This is a genomic window from Nitrospirillum bahiense, from assembly GCF_007828025.1.
Classification (GTDB): domain Bacteria; phylum Pseudomonadota; class Alphaproteobacteria; order Azospirillales; family Azospirillaceae; genus Nitrospirillum; species Nitrospirillum amazonense.
Window position 1 is genome coordinate 1 of the sequence record NZ_VITO01000039.1, and the last position, 17,336, is coordinate 17,336.

The window sequence follows — 17,336 nt, forward strand, 5'->3', positions numbered from 1 at the left end:
GGCTTGGTGGCCCTAGGATAGCGCGGCCTCTTGCCTGCCACCGCGTCTGGTAGCTTACCCGACGCGGCCTCATTCAAGTTACAAGGATAGCCAAGCCCGCGTATGCGGGCGCCGGCGCTTGAGGGCATTTGAGCGATTACGCTCAAATGCCACGCATATTAGGCGACGGTGATCCACACCTGCGAATGCCGGGCGTGGCCGCGGTCATGCCCCTCCGGTTCCCCGGTGGTATCGGCCGCCACCACCTGGCCTTGGGCGCCGATGGCGTAGTTGATGCCGGAGTCGGTGCCGCCGACGCCGCCGGCCGCCGATGGCAGACGGTTCATGCGGGCGTAGTTGGGGATGGCCAGCATAGGCGTGCCATCCTGCCACTGGCCCTTGAGGGCGACCACGCCACCCAGCAGGTCGGGCCGCCATTCGGCGGTCACCGGCGTGGCCGCCAGCAGCTGATTGATGGACGGCTGGTCGGCCTTCTCCACGTTGTAGACCAGGGGACCATAGCGCAAGGCGACCTTGCCCCGGGTCGCCTCCACCTTGTCGTCGCCCGTGACGCGCTGCACGGCCAAGGGTAGGACGAAGTCGATGCGATCACCGGCCGCCCATTCCCGCTCCACTACCGCATAGCCCTTTTCCATGCGGTACTGCACGGCGTTGCCGTTCACCGTCAGGCTCTCCAGCCCGCGCACCGGCGGCGCGGCGGTGTAAAGGGTGCTGGTGGCGCGGTCGGGCACGCGGATGCGCACGGCGAAGGATGTCGCCTTGGCCGGGTTGACGGTCAGGGCGACCGCCCCTTCCCAGGGGTAGTTGGTCTTCTGCACCATCTCCACCGCCGTGCCGGCGACATCGCCCACGTTGACCCGGCTGCCGATGAAAAGGTTCACGTTCACGCCCGCCTTGTCCTTGGCATAGGCCCAGGTGGGCACCATCAGCAGGGTGCGCGGGATGTTGCCGACGCAGCAGGGGCAGACGTGCCAGGTGGTGCGTTCGGTATCCACCAGCGGGTTGGTGTAGCAGAACGTCTGGCCGTCCAGCGCTGTGGAGCCCAGCAGCGCGTTGTACATCGTTTCCTCATAGAGGTCGGCGTACTTGGCGTCGTGATAGGCGATGTTGAGCTTGTACTGGAAAAAGATCAGGCCGCAGCTGGAGCAGGATTCACAGTAGGCGTCGTTGCGCAGGGCGTAATTCTCGCCAAAACCCTCCGCCGTATCGCCGCTGCCCACACCGCCGGTGACGTAATACTTCTTGTTCACCATGTTGTCCCACAGGGACAGCACGGCGCTCTGGTAATCGATGTCTCGGGTTTCGGCGGCGATGTCCGCCATGCCGGAGTAGAAGTAGACGGCGCGCACGGCGTGGCCCACCGCCTCGTACTGCCGGCCGGGTGGCAGATGGCTCTGGTCATATTCCGACCCGCCGCGGCGGCTGTCCAGCAGGAAGCGCGCCAGCCGGATGTAGGCGTCGCCGTGGCCCTGCCCTTCCATGTCGTTGACGAATCGGCCGAAACGCACCAGCGCCTGCTCCATCTCCTGGTGCCCGTCGAACCAGTCCTTCTTGCCCGGGCCGATGTTGGCGACCCAGCAATCCGCCAGCTTCTTGGCCGCGTTATAGAGGCGCAGGTCCTTGCCGCCCGTCAGGGTGTAGTGGTTGATGGCGGATTCGATGAAATACCCGGCGACATAGCCCTCATGGTTGCCCCGCTGCTCCGGCGACCAGCGCGCCGGCCATTTGGCGCGGTCGGCCAGGGTGTAGGCGGTCTGCAGATAGCCGTCCGGCTCCTGCGCCGCCAGGATGACGGGTATCCATTCCCCCAGCTTGCGGCGCATCAGGTCCTGCGCCGCGATCATCTCCTTGTCGCCCTGCGGGTCGACCATCAGGGCGATGCACATGGATTCCACCGTCTGGTGCACCCAGGCGTTGGAGAAGACATAGCCCTTGTGGGACCCGTGCGGCTCCCCGCGCAGGGCCTTGGCCGCCTCCATGAAATTGTCCAGGCCGCCCTGCCCGATCTTCAGGTCCGTGCGCTCGCAATAGTCGATGCAGTGGGGGATCCAGCGGGTGATCAGGGCCTTGGCCCGGGACGACCACAGGGGGCTGTCGATGGCGTAGGGGGTGGTGTAGACGACGTCCAGCCGCTCGTCCGGCGGCGGCGTTTCCGCCCGCACCTTCAGGGTGGATTGGGTGGTCTTGCCGTCCGCCTTGGCGCTCAGTTGCAGCACGTACTCGCCGGGGGCGGAGAAACGCGCGGTGGTGTCGACGCGGGTGGCGTCGGCGAAGCTGACGCTGCCTGGACCGCTGACCTTGTGCCACAGGGCGGCGGCGCCGGGGGCGGCGTCCAGGGTGCGCACCCTGCCGTCAAGGTAGGTTTGCCCACCCAGTACCACGGCGCGGTCCTGGCCGGCGGTGACCAAGGGCGGGAACACCGGTACGGCGCCATGGCTCCACACCCGCCACTGCAGCACGCCGACGGAGGCCTTGGCCGCCGGATCGATGTCCAGGCGCAGCCGCGTGGTGGTGATGGGATCGAAGGTGGTGCGGTTATAGGCGTCGGGCGCCAGGCCCAGCCCCTGCGCGTTGCGCACCGGTACGAAGCGCCTGCCATCCCAGGCCGACACCCGCCAGCCGGTGGGCAAGGCCCCCTTCCAGCCGCCCAGCCACCAGTAGACGTCCACCGCGTTGGTACGCACCGGCACATCCCAGGCGTACTCGATCCAGGCGGAACCGGCGTGCGGCTCCGTGGCGAAGGCGCCCTCGGTATCATCCTTGGAGTTGGTGGGGGCGGCGTTGGTGTTGATGGCCGCTAGGCGCGTGCCGCTGGAGCGGTTGGACCAACTGGTGCGGGCCATGACCGCCAGGTTGACGGGCGCCACAGCCCCTGCCGCCAGAGCCGCATGTCCGCCGCTCAGCCCCACGGCCAGGACGCCGCCGCCCGTGGTGGCCAGGAAGCGCCGCCGGTCGACCACGTCCAGCGGCGTCACGTGTTCATCGATTGGGCTGGCCTGCGCCCCGGTCACGGAAACCGCGGTCTGTTCAGCTGTGCTGGTCATGTTGTTCTTTCCCTCTGGCCGTCCGGGCCTGTCCGCTGATCGTCAGCGGCGGCCCCATGCCTCCCTGCCATAGTATTATCATATGATTATTGGGCGAGTTGGGTCAACCCGGGCAAGAGGTTCAGGAAAGACAACGTCCCACCTCGACGTCCTCCTATACGGGCGGAATTAGGCCGCCAACACGACTTCGGTGTCTCCAATAGCCGACGTTCAAAAGACGCAATCGGCTCGAAGCCAGTGAAGCTGTAGCCAGTCAGGTTGCAAAAGGCGCAGAGCTGCTGTCCCTGCTCTTAGGCCCGTTGAACAGGTCGGCGAGGAAGGACAGGAACGCCTTAACGTTGGGACTGCCCCGCCGGCTTTCCGGCCAAAGCGCGGTCACCGCAGTTCGCTCAACCGAATAGGCTTCCAATATAGGCACGAGTTCGCCCCGCGCCACATGTGGGGCGGCGATATAGGTTGCTGAGATGCCGATGCCGCCTCCGCCGACAAGTACCGCAGATACGCCATCGCTGGCATCCACCGTCACGCCCGCATTCGGCGTCAGCTCCACGATGCGTTCTCCGATCCGAAACGGCCAGCGCAGCGACTGGCCTGAACTCTGGAAGCGAAAGTTGACGCACTCATGATCCGCGAGCTGGTCGGGATGTTGCGGCGTGCCGCGGCGCGACAGGTAATCGGGGGAGGCATAGGCACACAATCTGTGAGGACCAAGCCGGCGCGACAGGAGGCGCGTATCCGCGAGGTCCCCGACGCGGATCGCGATGTCGATGCCTTCTTCGATGATATCCACCATCCGGTCGCTGAGCCGGAGGTCGATCGAGAGCTTTGGGTAGCGCTCTCGGAAACGCGGCAAGGCAGGACCTACCACATGCACCCCGATCGGCAGCGGCGCTGCGATCTTAAGCATGCCTGCCGGTTCCGCGCGGGCCGCGAGTGCCGCCTGCTCGATCTCCTCAGCCTCTCGCAGCAATCGGAGCGCACGTTCATGCAGGTCGCGGCCCTCGGATGTCAGCGTAAGCGATCGGGTCGTGCGGGTGAAGAGCGACACACCGAACTGCTGCTCGAGGCGCTGGACGCTCCTGCTGACTGCGGATGGGGAAACGCCCAGCTGACGCGCAGCGGCTGTGTAGCTGCCCAACGAGGCGGCGCGCGCGAAAGCGATGATGCCGGTCAGGCGCTCCAATCCGATTTGTGCTGTCATGGTAAAAGTAAACCTACATTGAGCCCAATTATCAAGACGCAGGCGAAGATATAATTGGTGGTCATCGACCTCAAGGGCACACCGAAAGGATCACATGATGACCGCAGATTTCCTCTCCCGTCAGCTCGCCGGCAGCCATGTCCTGATTGTTGGCGGCACATCCGGTATCGGGCTTTCGGCCGCCATTCAGGCAAAAGCCGCCGGCGCCGAGGTCATCATCCTAGGCTTAGACAAATCCCGCGCGGAACAGATCGCCGCCGAGCATGGCTTTGCCGGATGGCGCTCCGCCGACGTGACCCGGCCTGAGACAATCGAGAAGGCGCTGGCCGACGTCGGCCACGTCGATCATCTGGTCCTCCTCGCCGGCAGCTTCGTCGTTGGCAGGGTGCTTGATGCCGATTTGGCACAGCTGCACCGCGCGTTCGACGAGCGCATTTGGGCGGCCATTCACACCCTGCGAGCATTGGGCGATCGCCTCGCGACCGATGGTTCGATCACCTTCATCTCAGGTGCGCTCGGTGATCGCCCGAATGGCTACGGCACCGCCGTGCTCGCCGCTGCCTCTTCCGCAATGGAGTCTCTCGGTCGCGGTCTTGCGCTCGAACTTGCCCCGCGCCGGGTAAATACCCTCTCGCCGGGGCCCATCGACACACCCCTGCTCGGCAAGGCGCTGGGCGACAGACGCAACGCCTATGTCGAGGGGCTCAAGACCACGCTGCCGCTGCACCGACTTGGCACTGCGGAGGAAGCTGGGGTGGCGGTTGTGTTCCTAATGGCGAATGGCTGGATGAACGGCGCGACGCTCAACATCGACGGTGGCTCCCGCCTGGTCTGATCGTCCTGCGCACAGTCGTTCACCCCTCATCCAACATTCGCACAAATTCCCCAACATTTCAGGAGTCCATCATGACAAGGTCCCTTTTCGGCAAACGCGCCCTCGTCACCGGCGGTTCACGCGGCATCGGCGCCGCCATCGTCCGGCGGCTGGCGAAGGATGGCGCAGACGTGGCGTTCAGCTACGGGTCGTCCCAGACAGAGGCCGAGGCGGTTCGCGACGCCGCGGAAGCGGAGCAGGTCCGCGCCATCGCGCTCCGCGCCGATCAGTCCGTTACTACGGAAGTCCAGGCCATGGTCCGCGACGCCCATGCCGCGCTGGGTGGACTGGACATCATCGTCAATTCCGCCGGGGTGTTCGTCACCGGGCTGATCGGCGATCCTGCGCTCGACATCCCGGCACTGGACCGTCAGCTCGACATCAACCTGAAGGCTGTCGCGACGGTTGTGCGCACGGCCGTGCCGCTTATGAATGACGACGGCAGCATAATCTCGATCGGAACGGCCGGTGCCATGCATCACACCGTGTTTCCCGGTATCGCCGATTATGTCGCGACGAAGGCCGCCATCGCTGCATACACGCGTAGCTGGGCCCGCGACCTGGGACCCCGCGGTATCCGTGCAAACATCATCCAACCTGGCCCCATCGACACCGGCATGGCCCCTACGGAAGGGCCGGTAGCTGACATGCTGAAAGCGCATCTGGCGATCGCACGATATGGCACGGCCGAGGAAGTGGCTGCCGCCGTGGCGTTTCTGGTCGGCCCGGAAGCAGGTTTCATTACGGGCGCGACACTCGCCATCGATGGCGGCCTGTCCGCCTGACCTTGCCACCTAGTATAAATCCCCCCGCAATTGAAAGAAAAGACTATGTCGGATGCAGAAGCGACCCCGGATTACAACGTCCTGCTACGCGCCAATCTGGAACGGGTATTCAACGAAAGAGATTCAGATCAGCGCGCGCTCGCAATGGCGGATCTCTACGTGATTGATCCAATCATGTTCGAGCCCGACGGCGTGGTTCGGGGCCGCGATGCGATCAGTGCTACGGCAGGTCGGTTGCTCGACCAGTTCGGGCCTACCTTCTCCTTTGCTCCCGAGGGCACGGCAGTAGGTCATCATGGCCTGGCCGTATTGCGTTGGCATGCCGGTCCGGAAGGCGGACCAGTAGCCGTCACTGGCGCTGACGCCGCCGAGTTCAAGGAGGGCAAAATCGCCCGGCTATGGGTTCTTCTCGATGCGGAGAAAGCGTCCTGAGCTACAGCCTCGTGGATCAACGATCTGAACGCCAGTTCGATCTGCCAACGCAGGCGACAGGGCGCGATCACAATTTCGAAATGGGGATGGATTTCGGAGTCCATCCCCATCATGAATCACAGACGGGCTCCTGCCGTTCATTCCTAAGTTAGCACCTATGGGAGATCCCTCCCCCGCCGCCTTCCTGTCTTTCCAACAAGTTACTTGGCAGCAGCCAACAGCTTCTCGAAGGCGGCCTTCGCCTTGCCCGTCTGCGGCACCGCCTTGGCGGCGTCAAGGTTGGTGGGCGTGCCGACCACGACCACACCCACCATGCCCATGCCATAGTGCGGCTTGCAGCGATAGCCGTAGACGCCCGGCTTGTCGAAGGTCACGGTGAGCGTCTCATTGGGCTTGCCGGTGAAAGCCTGGGCGCCATCCGGCAGCATGCCGGGGATGCTTTCCACGTTGTGGCCTGCATCGACGGACTGGAAGGTCACCTTGTCACCGGGCGCGATCTTCACCAGGGCGGGTTCGAACACGAACATGCCGTCGGCGCCCTTGTTCAGCATCTTGACGACGTGCTCGGCGCCGAAGGCTGGACCCGCCAGGGTCATCAGGGCCACCAGCGCCAGGGGAAGGGAACGCATTTGTACTCTCCGTCGTGAAAAAGGCGGCACGGGTCATCGCCCGTGGCCGCCCTTCCCTACGCCGGTGTCCCTACCCCGTCTTTGCGCTGGCGCAATAGTTGCGCCTCGCGGCCCTCAGCCCAGCAGCGCATCGATGGCGGCGCGCAAGGCCCGCAACCGGTCACGGTCCTTGTCCTTCAGCGCCGCAGGGCGCAAGGCCCGCAAATTGCTGACCAGACGCTCCACTGATGCCAAGTTCACGCCCGGGGTGGTGATACCGGTGGACGGCTTGCCTTCCACCACCTCCGGCGCCTGATCCTGCGCCTTGGCGGCCCGGATGGTGCGGATGCTGAGCGTGCCGCTGCGCGCAGATTGAATCAGCCGCTCCCGCACCGCCGGTTCATCCACCCGCGACAGTTCCACCAACACGTTGCGCGACAGGCCGAGTTCTGACGTCAGAACACCTTCAAGAATATCCTCAGGCAGGCTGAGGATGCGCAGGGTGGCGCTGATCTCGCCCTTGGTCTTGCCCAGTGCCTCCGCCGCCTGGTTCTGGGTCCAGCCCTTGCCATCGATCAGGCGCTTCAGGCCGCGCGCCTCTTCCACCGGCGTCAGGTCCACGCGCTGCAGGTTCTCGATCAGCGCCAGCACTTCCGGGTCGCCGGTATGTTCGATGGCCAGGATGACGCCCCAGCCCAGTCGCTGCGCCGCCCGCCAGCGGCGCTCACCCGCCACGACGACCCAACGGCCGCGATCCGTTGGGTTACGCCGTACCAAGATGGGCTGCAGCTGTCCCTGTTCCGCCATGCTGGCGGCCAGGCCGTCCAGCTCTTCCTCCGAAAACAGCTTGCGCGGCTGTTCTGGATCGGGCGCGATGTGATCGACCTGCAGTTCGATGCTGTGGTGGAAGCGGCTGTCGCGCGACATCACCAACTCGCCCGAGGCCTCACCAATCATGGCGGACGCGGCCCCAAGGATGGGGGAGGGTCGTTTCTTCACCGTCATGGCGCTTACGCCTCGCTCTCAACAGGAATCAGGTCGATGTCGGCACGGGCCAGCGGCCGGCCGGAAATGATGCAGTCCGCCAGCTTACGATAAACGGCGGTGGCGGACGAGGTGGGCGATGCCTCCAGCGCGATGCGGCCGTTGCGCGCGGCGTGCCCGAACACGGCGCTGTCGGGCACGGCCTCCAGCACCGGAACCTTTTCGCCCAATGCCGTCACCAGATGGGCCAGCACCTCGCGGTCCACCGACTTGCGGCGGCCAAACTGGGTGGGCAGGATGCCGGACAGGCGCAGGCCCGGGTTCAGGCGGCGCTGCACCTTATGGATGGTGTTCAGGATCAGGCCCACACCCATGGTGTCATAGGGCTCGGTCCGCACGGGGATCAGAACCTCCTGCGCGGCGGCCAGGGCCATCCACGTCAACATGCCCAGGTTGGGCGGGGCGTCGATGACGATGAAGTCATAGTTGGCGCGCACCGTGTCCACCGCCTCGCGCAGGGCGGCGTCGAAGCCCGGTTCCCGCCGACCGTCGGTTTCCGACAACTCAATATGGCTGGCGGCCAAATCGAAGGGCAGGGGGACCGCGGTTTCCACCATGCCCGGCTTCAGGATGGCGTCGGCCATGGCACGGTTCTGCAGGATGACATGGGCCATGGTGCGGCCCTGGCGATAAACCTCCACCGCCGCGTCCGCCAACAGGGCCACGGTCGCGGTCGCCTGCGGGTCCATGTCGATCAGCAGCACCCGGCTGCCCGATTGGCCCAGGGCGTAGGCCAGGTTCAGGGCGCTGGTGGTCTTGCCCACACCGCCCTTCTGGTTGGCCAGCACGAAAACCCGGGCGTTGCGCGGCTTGTGCGACGCGATCTGTTCCAGCTCGGCCGCAACGTCGTCGGGGATGGGCTCCTTGCCGTTTTCCCAGCGGCTGATCTTGGGCTTGTCGTAGGAGCGGGATAGGCGCTGGTTCAGCATGTCCTTCAAATCGCCTTGGCTTTGCCGCAGCATCTGGCGCAGCTCACGCATCCGATCGCCGTTCATCGCCCCATCCTTCATTCTCAGGCCCGGTTCTGACGTCAGAACCTGCCAGGGGGACCATCAAGTGTCAACGACAACGTTGATGGTTGATGGTTGATCCTTCTTCCAAATCCCATCCTTGGGATGGACCTCGTCAGACTCTTTCCTAGATTCAAATTGTTCTTGTTCAGATGGCGTAAATCCGTTTCGTTATAATGACTTAAGCGGCGTTTCCATGTGCTTTGTCCCGAGTCTGGATGCGCTTTGTCGCCGCTTCCAATGCGTTTTGTCCGCCGTCTATGTGTGAGCTGTCGTCACCGGGCTGTTTTCTATGCGTTTTTTCGCCAGGGGGGACGTGGGCGGGCCGCGGAACCGGGCAGGGTGCCACCCGACCCTTTCCTGTGCGTTTTCTCGCCAGGGGGACCGAGTCGTTTCCATGCGTTTTTTCGCCATATAGGCGGGAAGCTGGATGATCTTGAAATAATCCAATGAAAACAAAGTTCTGAGGCGCGGTGGCCAGTGGCGTGGCGCCTTTCTTCATGCGTTTTCTCGCCAGCTATTTTTCACCCTTTCTATGTGTTTTCTCGCCATGGGTCGGGGGGAGCGGAGTCGCCGGTCCACTGAACCCGATTCACCGGAGCCGGACACCATTCTTATGTGTTTTCTCGCCAGTCGGGCGGCAGCCACCGGGGTCTTCATGCGCTTTGTCGCCAGTTTGCTGGCGCCGCCACCACCTTTCTGTGTGTTCTATCGCCACCGACCGAGGGGCTGTTGACTCTGTGTGGTGCCGCTGCTCGACTGCACAACATGAGCAGGACCGCAGCAAAACCGCCGGCCAGGCGCCCGGAGGCGACAGGGGATCCCTTTCGCCTGGACACGGATCCCACCGTGCCCAAGCCGCGTGGCACCATCGAGATCATCGAGACCGGTGGCGGCCTTACCCTGTCCGACAAGAAGCTGTTCAATGTCATCCTGGCGCACAGCTGGGACAAGCTGGCTGACGCCACTGCGGCGCTGCCTCCCTTCCGCGCCGCCACGGCCGACCTCAAGCGCGCCATCGGTGAGGAAACGGAGCATAGCAACGCCCGCCTGAAAAGCTGCTTCGACCGGCTGATGTCGGTGCGGGTGGAGTTCCCCTACCTCAGTTCCGATGGTGAGGTGAAGGAGGGCGGCGCACCGCTGCTGAGCTTCCGCGCCTTGCCCAAGGGCAAGGGTTACGCTGAATGGTCTTTCCCGGCGGAACTGCGCCCCGCCCTGGCCGAGCCATCGGCCTGGGCGCGCATCCACCTGGCGGTATGCACCAGCTTCAGTTCCAAGTACGCGCTGGCGCTGTATGAACTGCTGAGCGTGCGGGTCAACTTGCGCGAGCCGGATTGGGAGGTGGATATCGATACCTTCCGCCAACTGCTGAGCGTCAAGAACACATCGGCCAACAAGAACTTCGGCATCCTTCAGCGCGAGGTGCTGGAACGTGCCGTGCGCGAGGTGAATGAGCTGTCGGCCATCGAGTGCAGTTACACCCCCATTCGGTCGCCATCGCGCGGTCGGCCGGTGGTGGCCCTGCGCTTCACCATCCGCAAGAAGGAGCGGGCGGCCCTGACCTCCGCCGCGCGCGCCACGGAATTCGCCATCGATCCTATAGGTCCGGTGGGCAAGGGTGGCTTTGCCGCCGGCGCCCGCGATGCCGACACGGTGGACTTGGAGGATGGCAAGACCGACCGCGACCGTCCCGTATCTGTACTGGGGTTGAAGCGGCGGGTCAGCGATACGGCGCTGGAACAGCTGCGCGCCGAATATCCCGGCACCGATATCGACATGGCGCTGGACCGTTGGGCGGACTGGGCGTCGGGCCAGACGGGCAAGATCCGCAACGCCGACTTGGCCTTCGCGGGCTTCGTGCGCAAGCTGGCGGGTGAGGCGCCGCCGGTCGTCGCCGCCGCCCCGGCACCAGCCTTGCCGGCACCACGTGGCACCCATCAGGGGCTGATTGATCGACTAGCGGCGGAACCGCTGGACGTGCGCACCCGTCTGTACAAGCGGGCTCGCGAATTGGGCGCGCCGGAGGTGCGGGCGGCATCGGCCGCCAGCAACATCCACAAGTGGGTGGATTGGGTGGCGGAGGAAGTGGCCGGCGGCCTGCGCTGATCCAATGGCGCTGGCTCCGGGTTCTGACGTCGGAACTGGCTGGCTTTATAGTTTCGCCGACAAAAGAACGATGTAAAAATGGACCTGCTCACGGCGAAACGCAAGTTAACTGACCGTATCGCTTGCGTCACAGAGGGGTGGGCCTATTCCAAAAGCGCCAGCACCTCCCGGGCGGTCTTAACGTCGGTAACATCATGGTCGTCTGCGAATCGCACCAGGGTGGAGCGCAACAGCGCGCGGCCCTTGTCCTGAAAGCCCCGGCTGGCCCATAGCGTCGCCAAATCCGTGGCGGTGCGCAGTTCCCAGGACCCCGACCCCTGATTACGGCTCTGCTGAAGCGCCTTCAGAAGGCATGCTTCAGCTTCGGTGTCATCCAGCCCAGGTGCCGCGATCAGGATGCACCCTTTCACCCGCAGCAGTTCGGGGATGTAGGAGGTGTAGCCCGTGGTCTCGATAAAGCGCGCCGTCTCATGCACCTGGGCCATGGCTTCACGCCAGCGGCCCGCCTTGGCCAGTCCATCCGCCAGCACGACATAGAACCGTCCAGTGAACAGTTCGTACCGCGCCGCGTGCAGCTGGTCGAGATGGACGCGCAGCTTCGCGGCACCCGCATCGATGTCACCCCGGCGGATGGCCAATTCAGCCTGGAAGGCCTGCCCAACATGACGATAGGGCGCGAAGGACTGCGATGTCGCGTTCGCCACCAGCCAGTCCAGGCGCGCCTCCGCCACCTCCAGGTCGCCGATCCACAGCAGGGTGGCAACGGCATTGACCAGCAGGGCGAAGGCCACCGGATGGTGCATCGTTTCAATATCGCGAAGCTGCTGGTGGATCAGCGCCCGTGCCTGAGTCGGACGGCCCTGCATCCACAGCGTCGTCACCAGCACCAGGCTTGCCCAGTTGCGGTGATCGAACCCGAAATGGATCTGACGGTCGCCCGCTGGCTTTTCGGCGCTCAGGGCCGCGTCCAGTTCAACCCGCGCCCGGCCAAGGTCCCCCAGGATGTGCAGGGCCATGCCCATCAGCGTATGGGCCAGCGCCGTCGCATCCGGATCCCCTAGTGGGGCGGCGATGTCCGTGCAGCGCTCGGCATAGCGCAGACAGGCCCCGAAATCCCCGCTGCGCAGGTGGAAGAAGTGCAAGGGGCCGAGCAGCCGTGCTTCGTTGAGACGGTCGCCGCGCGCCCGCGCGATGTCGAGGCTGCGGTGCAGGGCCGCGACTGCTGCCTCACCATGACCCTGGGTGAACATCAGCGACAGTCCCAGCGCTGCCTGAAGCTGCATTTCCTCAGGCCCACCCCGGTGCCGCTCCTCCATGGCTTCCAGCGCCCGCTCCGACCACCGATGGCACTCCGGCACCAGCGCCATGGTGCGGAAGACCGGTGCGGCGGCGGCGGCCAGCCCAATGCCGATGGAAACGTCGCCATCGTCGCTAAAGCACCAGGTTAGGGCGGCGCGCACATTGTTAAGGGCGGCGAAGTGCGGCGCCCGATCCAGGCCCGTCGACAGGGATGACCATTCGTTGCCCGTCTGCTCCAGCCAGCGCCGGTAATAGGCGGCATGGCGGGCGGCCAAGCCAGGACCCTCGCCATCGTTCCCACGAGTCTCGATCGTATAGGCGCGCGTCGTGTCCAGCAGGCGATAGCGCATCACGGCCCCGAAGGGACGCGCCGCCACCATGGACTTCTCCACCAGGCTGTCGACGGCTTCGGACACCGCCGTCTGGTCCAGGCCGCCACCGGCGACCACCTCCAGCGCCGCCTCCAGCGAGAAATGGCCGACGAAGACGGCCAGTCGCCGTAGCACCGTGCGCTCGACATCCGACAACAGCTCATAGCTCCAGTCCAACGTCGCCTGCAGGGTCTTCTGCCGAGGTGGGGCGGTGCGCAGGCCGTGCCATAGCAGCGTCAGGCGTTGGTCCAGCAGGGCGGCGGTCTGCTCCAGGCCATAGGCCTCGACGCGACGGGCCGCCAGTTCGATTGCCAGCGCCACACCGTCCAGCTTGCGGCAGATGTGGCAGACGACGGCGGCCTTGGCGTCGTTGACCTCCAGCCGGGCGCCGCTGGCCATGGCGCGCTCGATGAACAGCTGCGTCGCCGGGAACTGCTGAACGGCGATCGCGCCAAGGTCCGACATGTCTGTGGGGTAGGCCAAGGCATCCAGCCGGTACACGCGCTCCCCTTCGATGCGCAGCGCTTCCCGGCTGGTGGCCAGGATATGCACGTTGGGGGCGCCGCTGGTGATGGCGGCGGCCAAGTCCGCGATCGCCTCCACCAGGTGCTCGCAGGTGTCCAGGATGAGGAGGACGCGCTTGTCCTTCAGGAATTGCACCAGGCTGGGCGTCGGATCGTCCGATTGGACCGACAGGCCCAGCAGCGAGGTGACCGCGGTTGCCGCCAACCGGGGGTCGGTGATCATGCCGAAATCGACGAACAGCACCGAACCGGAGAACGTCGCGGCCAAGTCATGCGCGACGGCCACGGCGACGGTGGTCTTACCCACACCGCCGGGGCCGACGATGGTGACGAGGCGCCCATGCGCCAGTTGGGCCGACAGCGCCGCCACGTCCTCATCCCGTCCTATCATACGGCCTAGGCGCGGTGGAAGGTTGGCGTGCTGGAAACGGGCAGGGGCGGGCGGCTCCTTGCCGGGGGGCCTGGTTCTGGTGATGGGGGCGACGAAGCAATAGCCGCGGCCGGTAATGGTGGCGATGTAGCGCGCGCCATCCACGCCGTCACCCAGCGCCTTGCGCAGGTTGGCGATGTGAAAGCGCAGGCTGGCCTCCTCGACGATGACGTCGGGCCATACCAGGGACATCAGGTTCCGTTTGTTGATGATCTGGTTGGGCCTGCTCATCAGCGCGGACAGGATGTCCAGCGCCCGCGCCCCCACATCCAGGGGGATGCCGTCCTTGGTCAGCAGCCGTTCGCTCATGACCAGCTTGAAAGGCCCGAAGGCTAGTCCGTGCCCGCATTCATCGACCGCGGCCGCCATCGTTTTCGCCTTCGATGCCGATATTAACCGCGTTCAACTTTAGATTAAACGCACCTCTCACACCATATGCGGCTGGCATAAAAGGCTTTTTCATTCCGCCCTTACAACGGTGCGGCATGCGCGGCAACGTCGGCGTAACCATCACGCAGGCGCGATGGCGTAAGGTGTCGGCGCGGAATTCGGGGACGGTCCTTTGGAGTTCTGACATCAGAACTCCAAAGGGGCGTCGCGACTTAATCGGCGCGCGGGAGATAGATGCCTTGCATGGCGATCACCCACATGCAGCCCGTGGGCGCCTCTTTCCTCAGGTCCGGCAAGGCGAAGGTGGTGTGGCCGTCGCCGCCGAACTTTTGGCCCAACAGGGAGAAGAGTGCCTGGTGGTCACGGATAGGCAGCTGTGTGCCGTCGCACAGGTGAAAGCCCTCCGGCACATAGGTGCCCGGCCACAACATGATACTGGCGAGATAGGGATCGTCCATGAATGTCCTCTGCGTTGTCCGGGCCGAGTCGGCTCTGGACGGGTGTGTCAGGTGTGGGAAATGCCCCTACATGTTGTGCCCCAATGGGATAGGTGTTATCAATCGCTCGCTCGTTGCGCATACTGCGGGGGCCCGCTCCGCCCTGTCATGGGCCACCCGGCAACTGCACCCACTGCGTATGACCGAATCGCCGCCATCTCCCGGCCCTCTGTTTCTCCTGCGGGTGGCTGCTTCAGTCTCCGCGTCGCGACAACCAAAGGAAATGGCGGTATCAGCTTACCGCGGCTGAATGGAATAGGCCGGGCGCAACGACGCTTACGCCTTTCCCTATGAGAAGCGCGCCGCGGAATCGGTTCCGGCGCTGGAATAGTCTCGCCTGAAACGGGACAATTTTATCGATAATTTCTTGAATCTGGCAGGCTCGGGACCCCCAGCTACAGCAGTAGCGACGGACGGTGGTCCGAGGCACTGCGATTCCAGGGATCCACCGTGCGGGAATCACCACATCAATACCAGGACGGGGACAACGTTATCATGTTCCCGCCCTCTCTAAACAGAGTCGTTGGTTGGCGCGACGAACCTATTCGAAGGAATATGAAGGAACAGAGGCAGCCCATATATTGGGCAGGGGCCGGTTCTGTTTGCCCCATATTGGCGGAACCATCCGTTTGGTAATGCCACGTTAACGCTTTGGGGTATGAAGATTCATGGGCTTCATTAGCCATATGGGCAAAATACGCCTTGAAGTTGCCCTCGCACCTTATTATCGTGGCCGCTAGGCTATCCATGTGCCAGAGGTCCCTTTCGACTTTATGGGTACTCGGATTGCCAGGCGGCATATGTCCAGAAGGGACGCCGTCAGGGTGCGTGGGGTCCCGTTGCCGTTTCCATAAGGGGAGCGTTGACCGGGGTGTGATTTTCATATCAACCGCATGGCTGTGGTTGCGCCCAAAAAATGGGTGTTTTTAGCGCCGTCCATGAGGCACCTCAAACGAGGTGCGATCGGAGGTTGTAAATGGTCTCGCCTATTACTTTCCTGGGCCCGTCTCAGATTGCCGCCCTGTCCACGGCGAATATCCAGGCTCTCAGCACGGCTGATGTTGCCGCGCTATCGACAACCCAGATCCAGGCGCTAACGACGACCCAGGTGGCGGCCTTCCAGGCCAGCCAGATGGTCTTCAGTGTTTCTCAGCTTCAGGCATTCAGCGACGCGGACATTAGTGTCCTGTCCACGGATGATTTTGAGGCGCTGAAGTCCAACCAGGTCCAGGCGCTGACATCCGATCAGATCCAGGCGCTGACCACCGACCAGCTCGGTGCGATCTCTACCACGTCCATCCAGGAATTCAGCAAGACCCAGGTCGGGTTCTTGACGACGGCGCAGCTCAGCGCCTTCAACACCGCCGACGCGCGCGCCCTGACGACGACGCAGCTCTCCGGGTTGACCTCCGCGCAGATTTCCGGCCTCAGCAGCGACAACCTGTCGGCGCTCAACAGCGCCCAGGTGCAGTCGCTGTCCACCGTGCAGCTGCAGGGCCTGACCACCAGCCAGCTGAACGCGCTCAGCACCTCCGACATCAACGAGTTCAGCGCCACCCAGATCGGCGGCCTCAGCGCCAGCCAGGTCGGCGGCCTCAGCAGCGACAACCTGAACGCGCTCAACAGCGCGCAGGTGGTGAAGCTGACCAGCACCCAGATCCAGGCGCTGACCACTGACCAGCTGAACAGCCTGACGTCATCGGACGTTCGGGAACTGACGACGGCGCAGATCGGTCAGTTGACGACGGCGCAGGTGTCGAACCTGAGCACGGACGTGCTCTCCTCGCTGACGACGGCGCAGGTGGCCAGCCTGACAACGGCGCAGGTTCAGCAGCTATCGACCGACCAGCTGGCCTCGCTCAGCACGGCGGATACCCGTGCCCTGACGACGGCCCAGGTGGGCGCGCTGACGACCAGCCAGGTGTCCGGCCTGACGACCAGTAACTTGAATGCGCTCAGCAACGCCCAGGTGGCCAAGCTGTCCAGCAGCCAGATCCAGGCACTGACCACGGATCAGCTGGGTAGCTTGACCAGCTCAGACGTGCAGGAGCTGTCCAGCGCCCAGATCGGGCAGCTGACGACGACCCAGCTGTCCCAGCTGGGCACTGACCAGCTGAACGCCCTCAGCTCCAGCCAGGTTGCCGGCCTGACGACGGCGCAGGTTCAGTCGCTGACGACCACCCAGGTGTCGGTGCTGGGCACCGCCCAGCTGACCAGCTTGTCGGCCACACAGGTGAAGGCGCTATCGACCGACCAGCTGAATGCGCTGGGCACGGCCACGGTGCAGAAGCTGACGACGGCGCAAGTCAGCCAGCTGACGACGGCGCAGGTCTCCGGCCTCAGCAGCGATAACTTGAACGCGCTGACCAGTACCCAGGTGTCCAGCCTGAACAGCTCGCAGGTTCAGTCGCTGACGACCGCGCAGCTGAACACGCTGACCACGGCGGACGTTCGCGAACTGACGACGGCTCAGATCGGCCAGCTGACGACGGCGCAGGTTTCCAACCTCAGCAGCGATAACCTGAACGCCCTGACCAGCGCCCAGGTGTCGAAGCTGACCAGCAGCCAGGTTCAGTCGCTGACCAGCAGCCAGCTGAACAGCCTGACCTCGGCGGATGTGCAGGAACTGACGACCGCCCAGATCGGCCAGCTGACGACGGCCCAGGTGTCGAACCTGAGCACGGACGTGGTCTCATCGCTGACGACGGCGCAGGTTGCCAG

The 17,336-nt window shown here is 64.4% G+C and carries 11 protein-coding genes and 1 pseudogene; 5 read left to right on the forward strand and 7 right to left on the reverse strand.

All coding sequences use genetic code 11. From position 1 onward, the window contains the following. Positions 1–158 precede the first annotated feature (158 nt). On the reverse strand, positions 159–3,044 hold the full coding sequence (locus FBZ88_RS29800; RefSeq protein ID WP_145620616.1) for a glycoside hydrolase family 127 protein: 2,886 nt from the start codon (positions 3,042–3,044) through the stop codon (positions 159–161). Between the two features lie 253 nt (positions 3,045–3,297). Then, positions 3,298–4,245 carry a LysR family transcriptional regulator gene (locus FBZ88_RS29805; protein ID WP_145620618.1) on the reverse strand — a complete coding sequence of 316 codons (948 nt, stop codon included), beginning with the start codon at positions 4,243–4,245 and terminating at the stop codon, positions 3,298–3,300. Between the two features lie 94 nt (positions 4,246–4,339). Between FBZ88_RS29805 and FBZ88_RS29810 the strand changes: the two genes are divergently transcribed. The 3 genes from FBZ88_RS29810 to FBZ88_RS29820 all read left to right on the forward strand — a co-directional run bounded on the left by FBZ88_RS29810 (position 4,340) and on the right by FBZ88_RS29820 (position 6,336). Beyond that, a complete protein-coding gene (locus tag FBZ88_RS29810) occupies positions 4,340–5,080 on the forward strand; it encodes an SDR family oxidoreductase (protein ID WP_211102854.1) in 741 nt (246 codons plus the stop codon). Between the two features lie 71 nt (positions 5,081–5,151). After that, the gene (locus FBZ88_RS29815; protein ID WP_145620619.1) at positions 5,152–5,904 is read left to right on the forward strand and encodes an SDR family NAD(P)-dependent oxidoreductase; all 753 of its coding nucleotides are present in this window, start codon (positions 5,152–5,154) and stop codon (positions 5,902–5,904) included. Between the two features lie 45 nt (positions 5,905–5,949). Next, positions 5,950–6,336, forward strand: coding sequence for a nuclear transport factor 2 family protein (locus FBZ88_RS29820; RefSeq protein WP_145620620.1), 387 nt, complete (start codon positions 5,950–5,952; stop codon positions 6,334–6,336). 200 nt (positions 6,337–6,536) lie between these two features. Here the strand turns inward: FBZ88_RS29820 and FBZ88_RS29825 are convergent, their stop codons facing one another. From FBZ88_RS29825 to FBZ88_RS29835, 3 genes are all read right to left on the reverse strand, one after another. Beyond that, positions 6,537–6,965 carry a pseudoazurin gene (locus FBZ88_RS29825; RefSeq protein WP_145620621.1) on the reverse strand — a complete coding sequence of 143 codons (429 nt, stop codon included), beginning with the start codon at positions 6,963–6,965 and terminating at the stop codon, positions 6,537–6,539. Between the two features lie 114 nt (positions 6,966–7,079). Beyond that, complete coding sequence (locus tag FBZ88_RS29830; RefSeq protein ID WP_145620622.1) at positions 7,080–7,949, reverse strand: ParB/RepB/Spo0J family partition protein; 870 nt, start codon at positions 7,947–7,949, stop codon at positions 7,080–7,082. Positions 7,950–7,954: 5 nt separating this feature from the next. After that, positions 7,955–8,983, reverse strand: coding sequence for an AAA family ATPase (locus FBZ88_RS29835; protein ID WP_186464667.1), 1,029 nt, complete (start codon positions 8,981–8,983; stop codon positions 7,955–7,957). Positions 8,984–9,847: 864 nt separating this feature from the next. Here FBZ88_RS29835 and FBZ88_RS29840 point away from each other — a divergent pair. Continuing rightward, positions 9,848–11,104, forward strand: a complete 1,257-nt coding sequence (locus FBZ88_RS29840; RefSeq protein WP_186464668.1) for a replication initiation protein — start codon at positions 9,848–9,850, stop codon at positions 11,102–11,104. Positions 11,105–11,247: 143 nt separating this feature from the next. On the opposite strand, the gene FBZ88_RS29845 is transcribed toward FBZ88_RS29840, so the two are convergent. Further along, complete coding sequence (locus tag FBZ88_RS29845) at positions 11,248–14,097, reverse strand: winged helix-turn-helix domain-containing protein (RefSeq protein ID WP_145620625.1); 2,850 nt, start codon at positions 14,095–14,097, stop codon at positions 11,248–11,250. Positions 14,098–14,330: 233 nt separating this feature from the next. Then, the gene (locus FBZ88_RS29850; RefSeq protein WP_145620626.1) at positions 14,331–14,576 is read right to left on the reverse strand and encodes a phage tail protein; all 246 of its coding nucleotides are present in this window, start codon (positions 14,574–14,576) and stop codon (positions 14,331–14,333) included. A 1,015-nt stretch (positions 14,577–15,591) separates the two neighbouring features. Between FBZ88_RS29850 and FBZ88_RS29855 the strand changes: the two are divergent. Then, positions 15,592–17,336: pseudogene (locus tag FBZ88_RS29855) on the forward strand (beta strand repeat-containing protein); the annotation flags it as partial.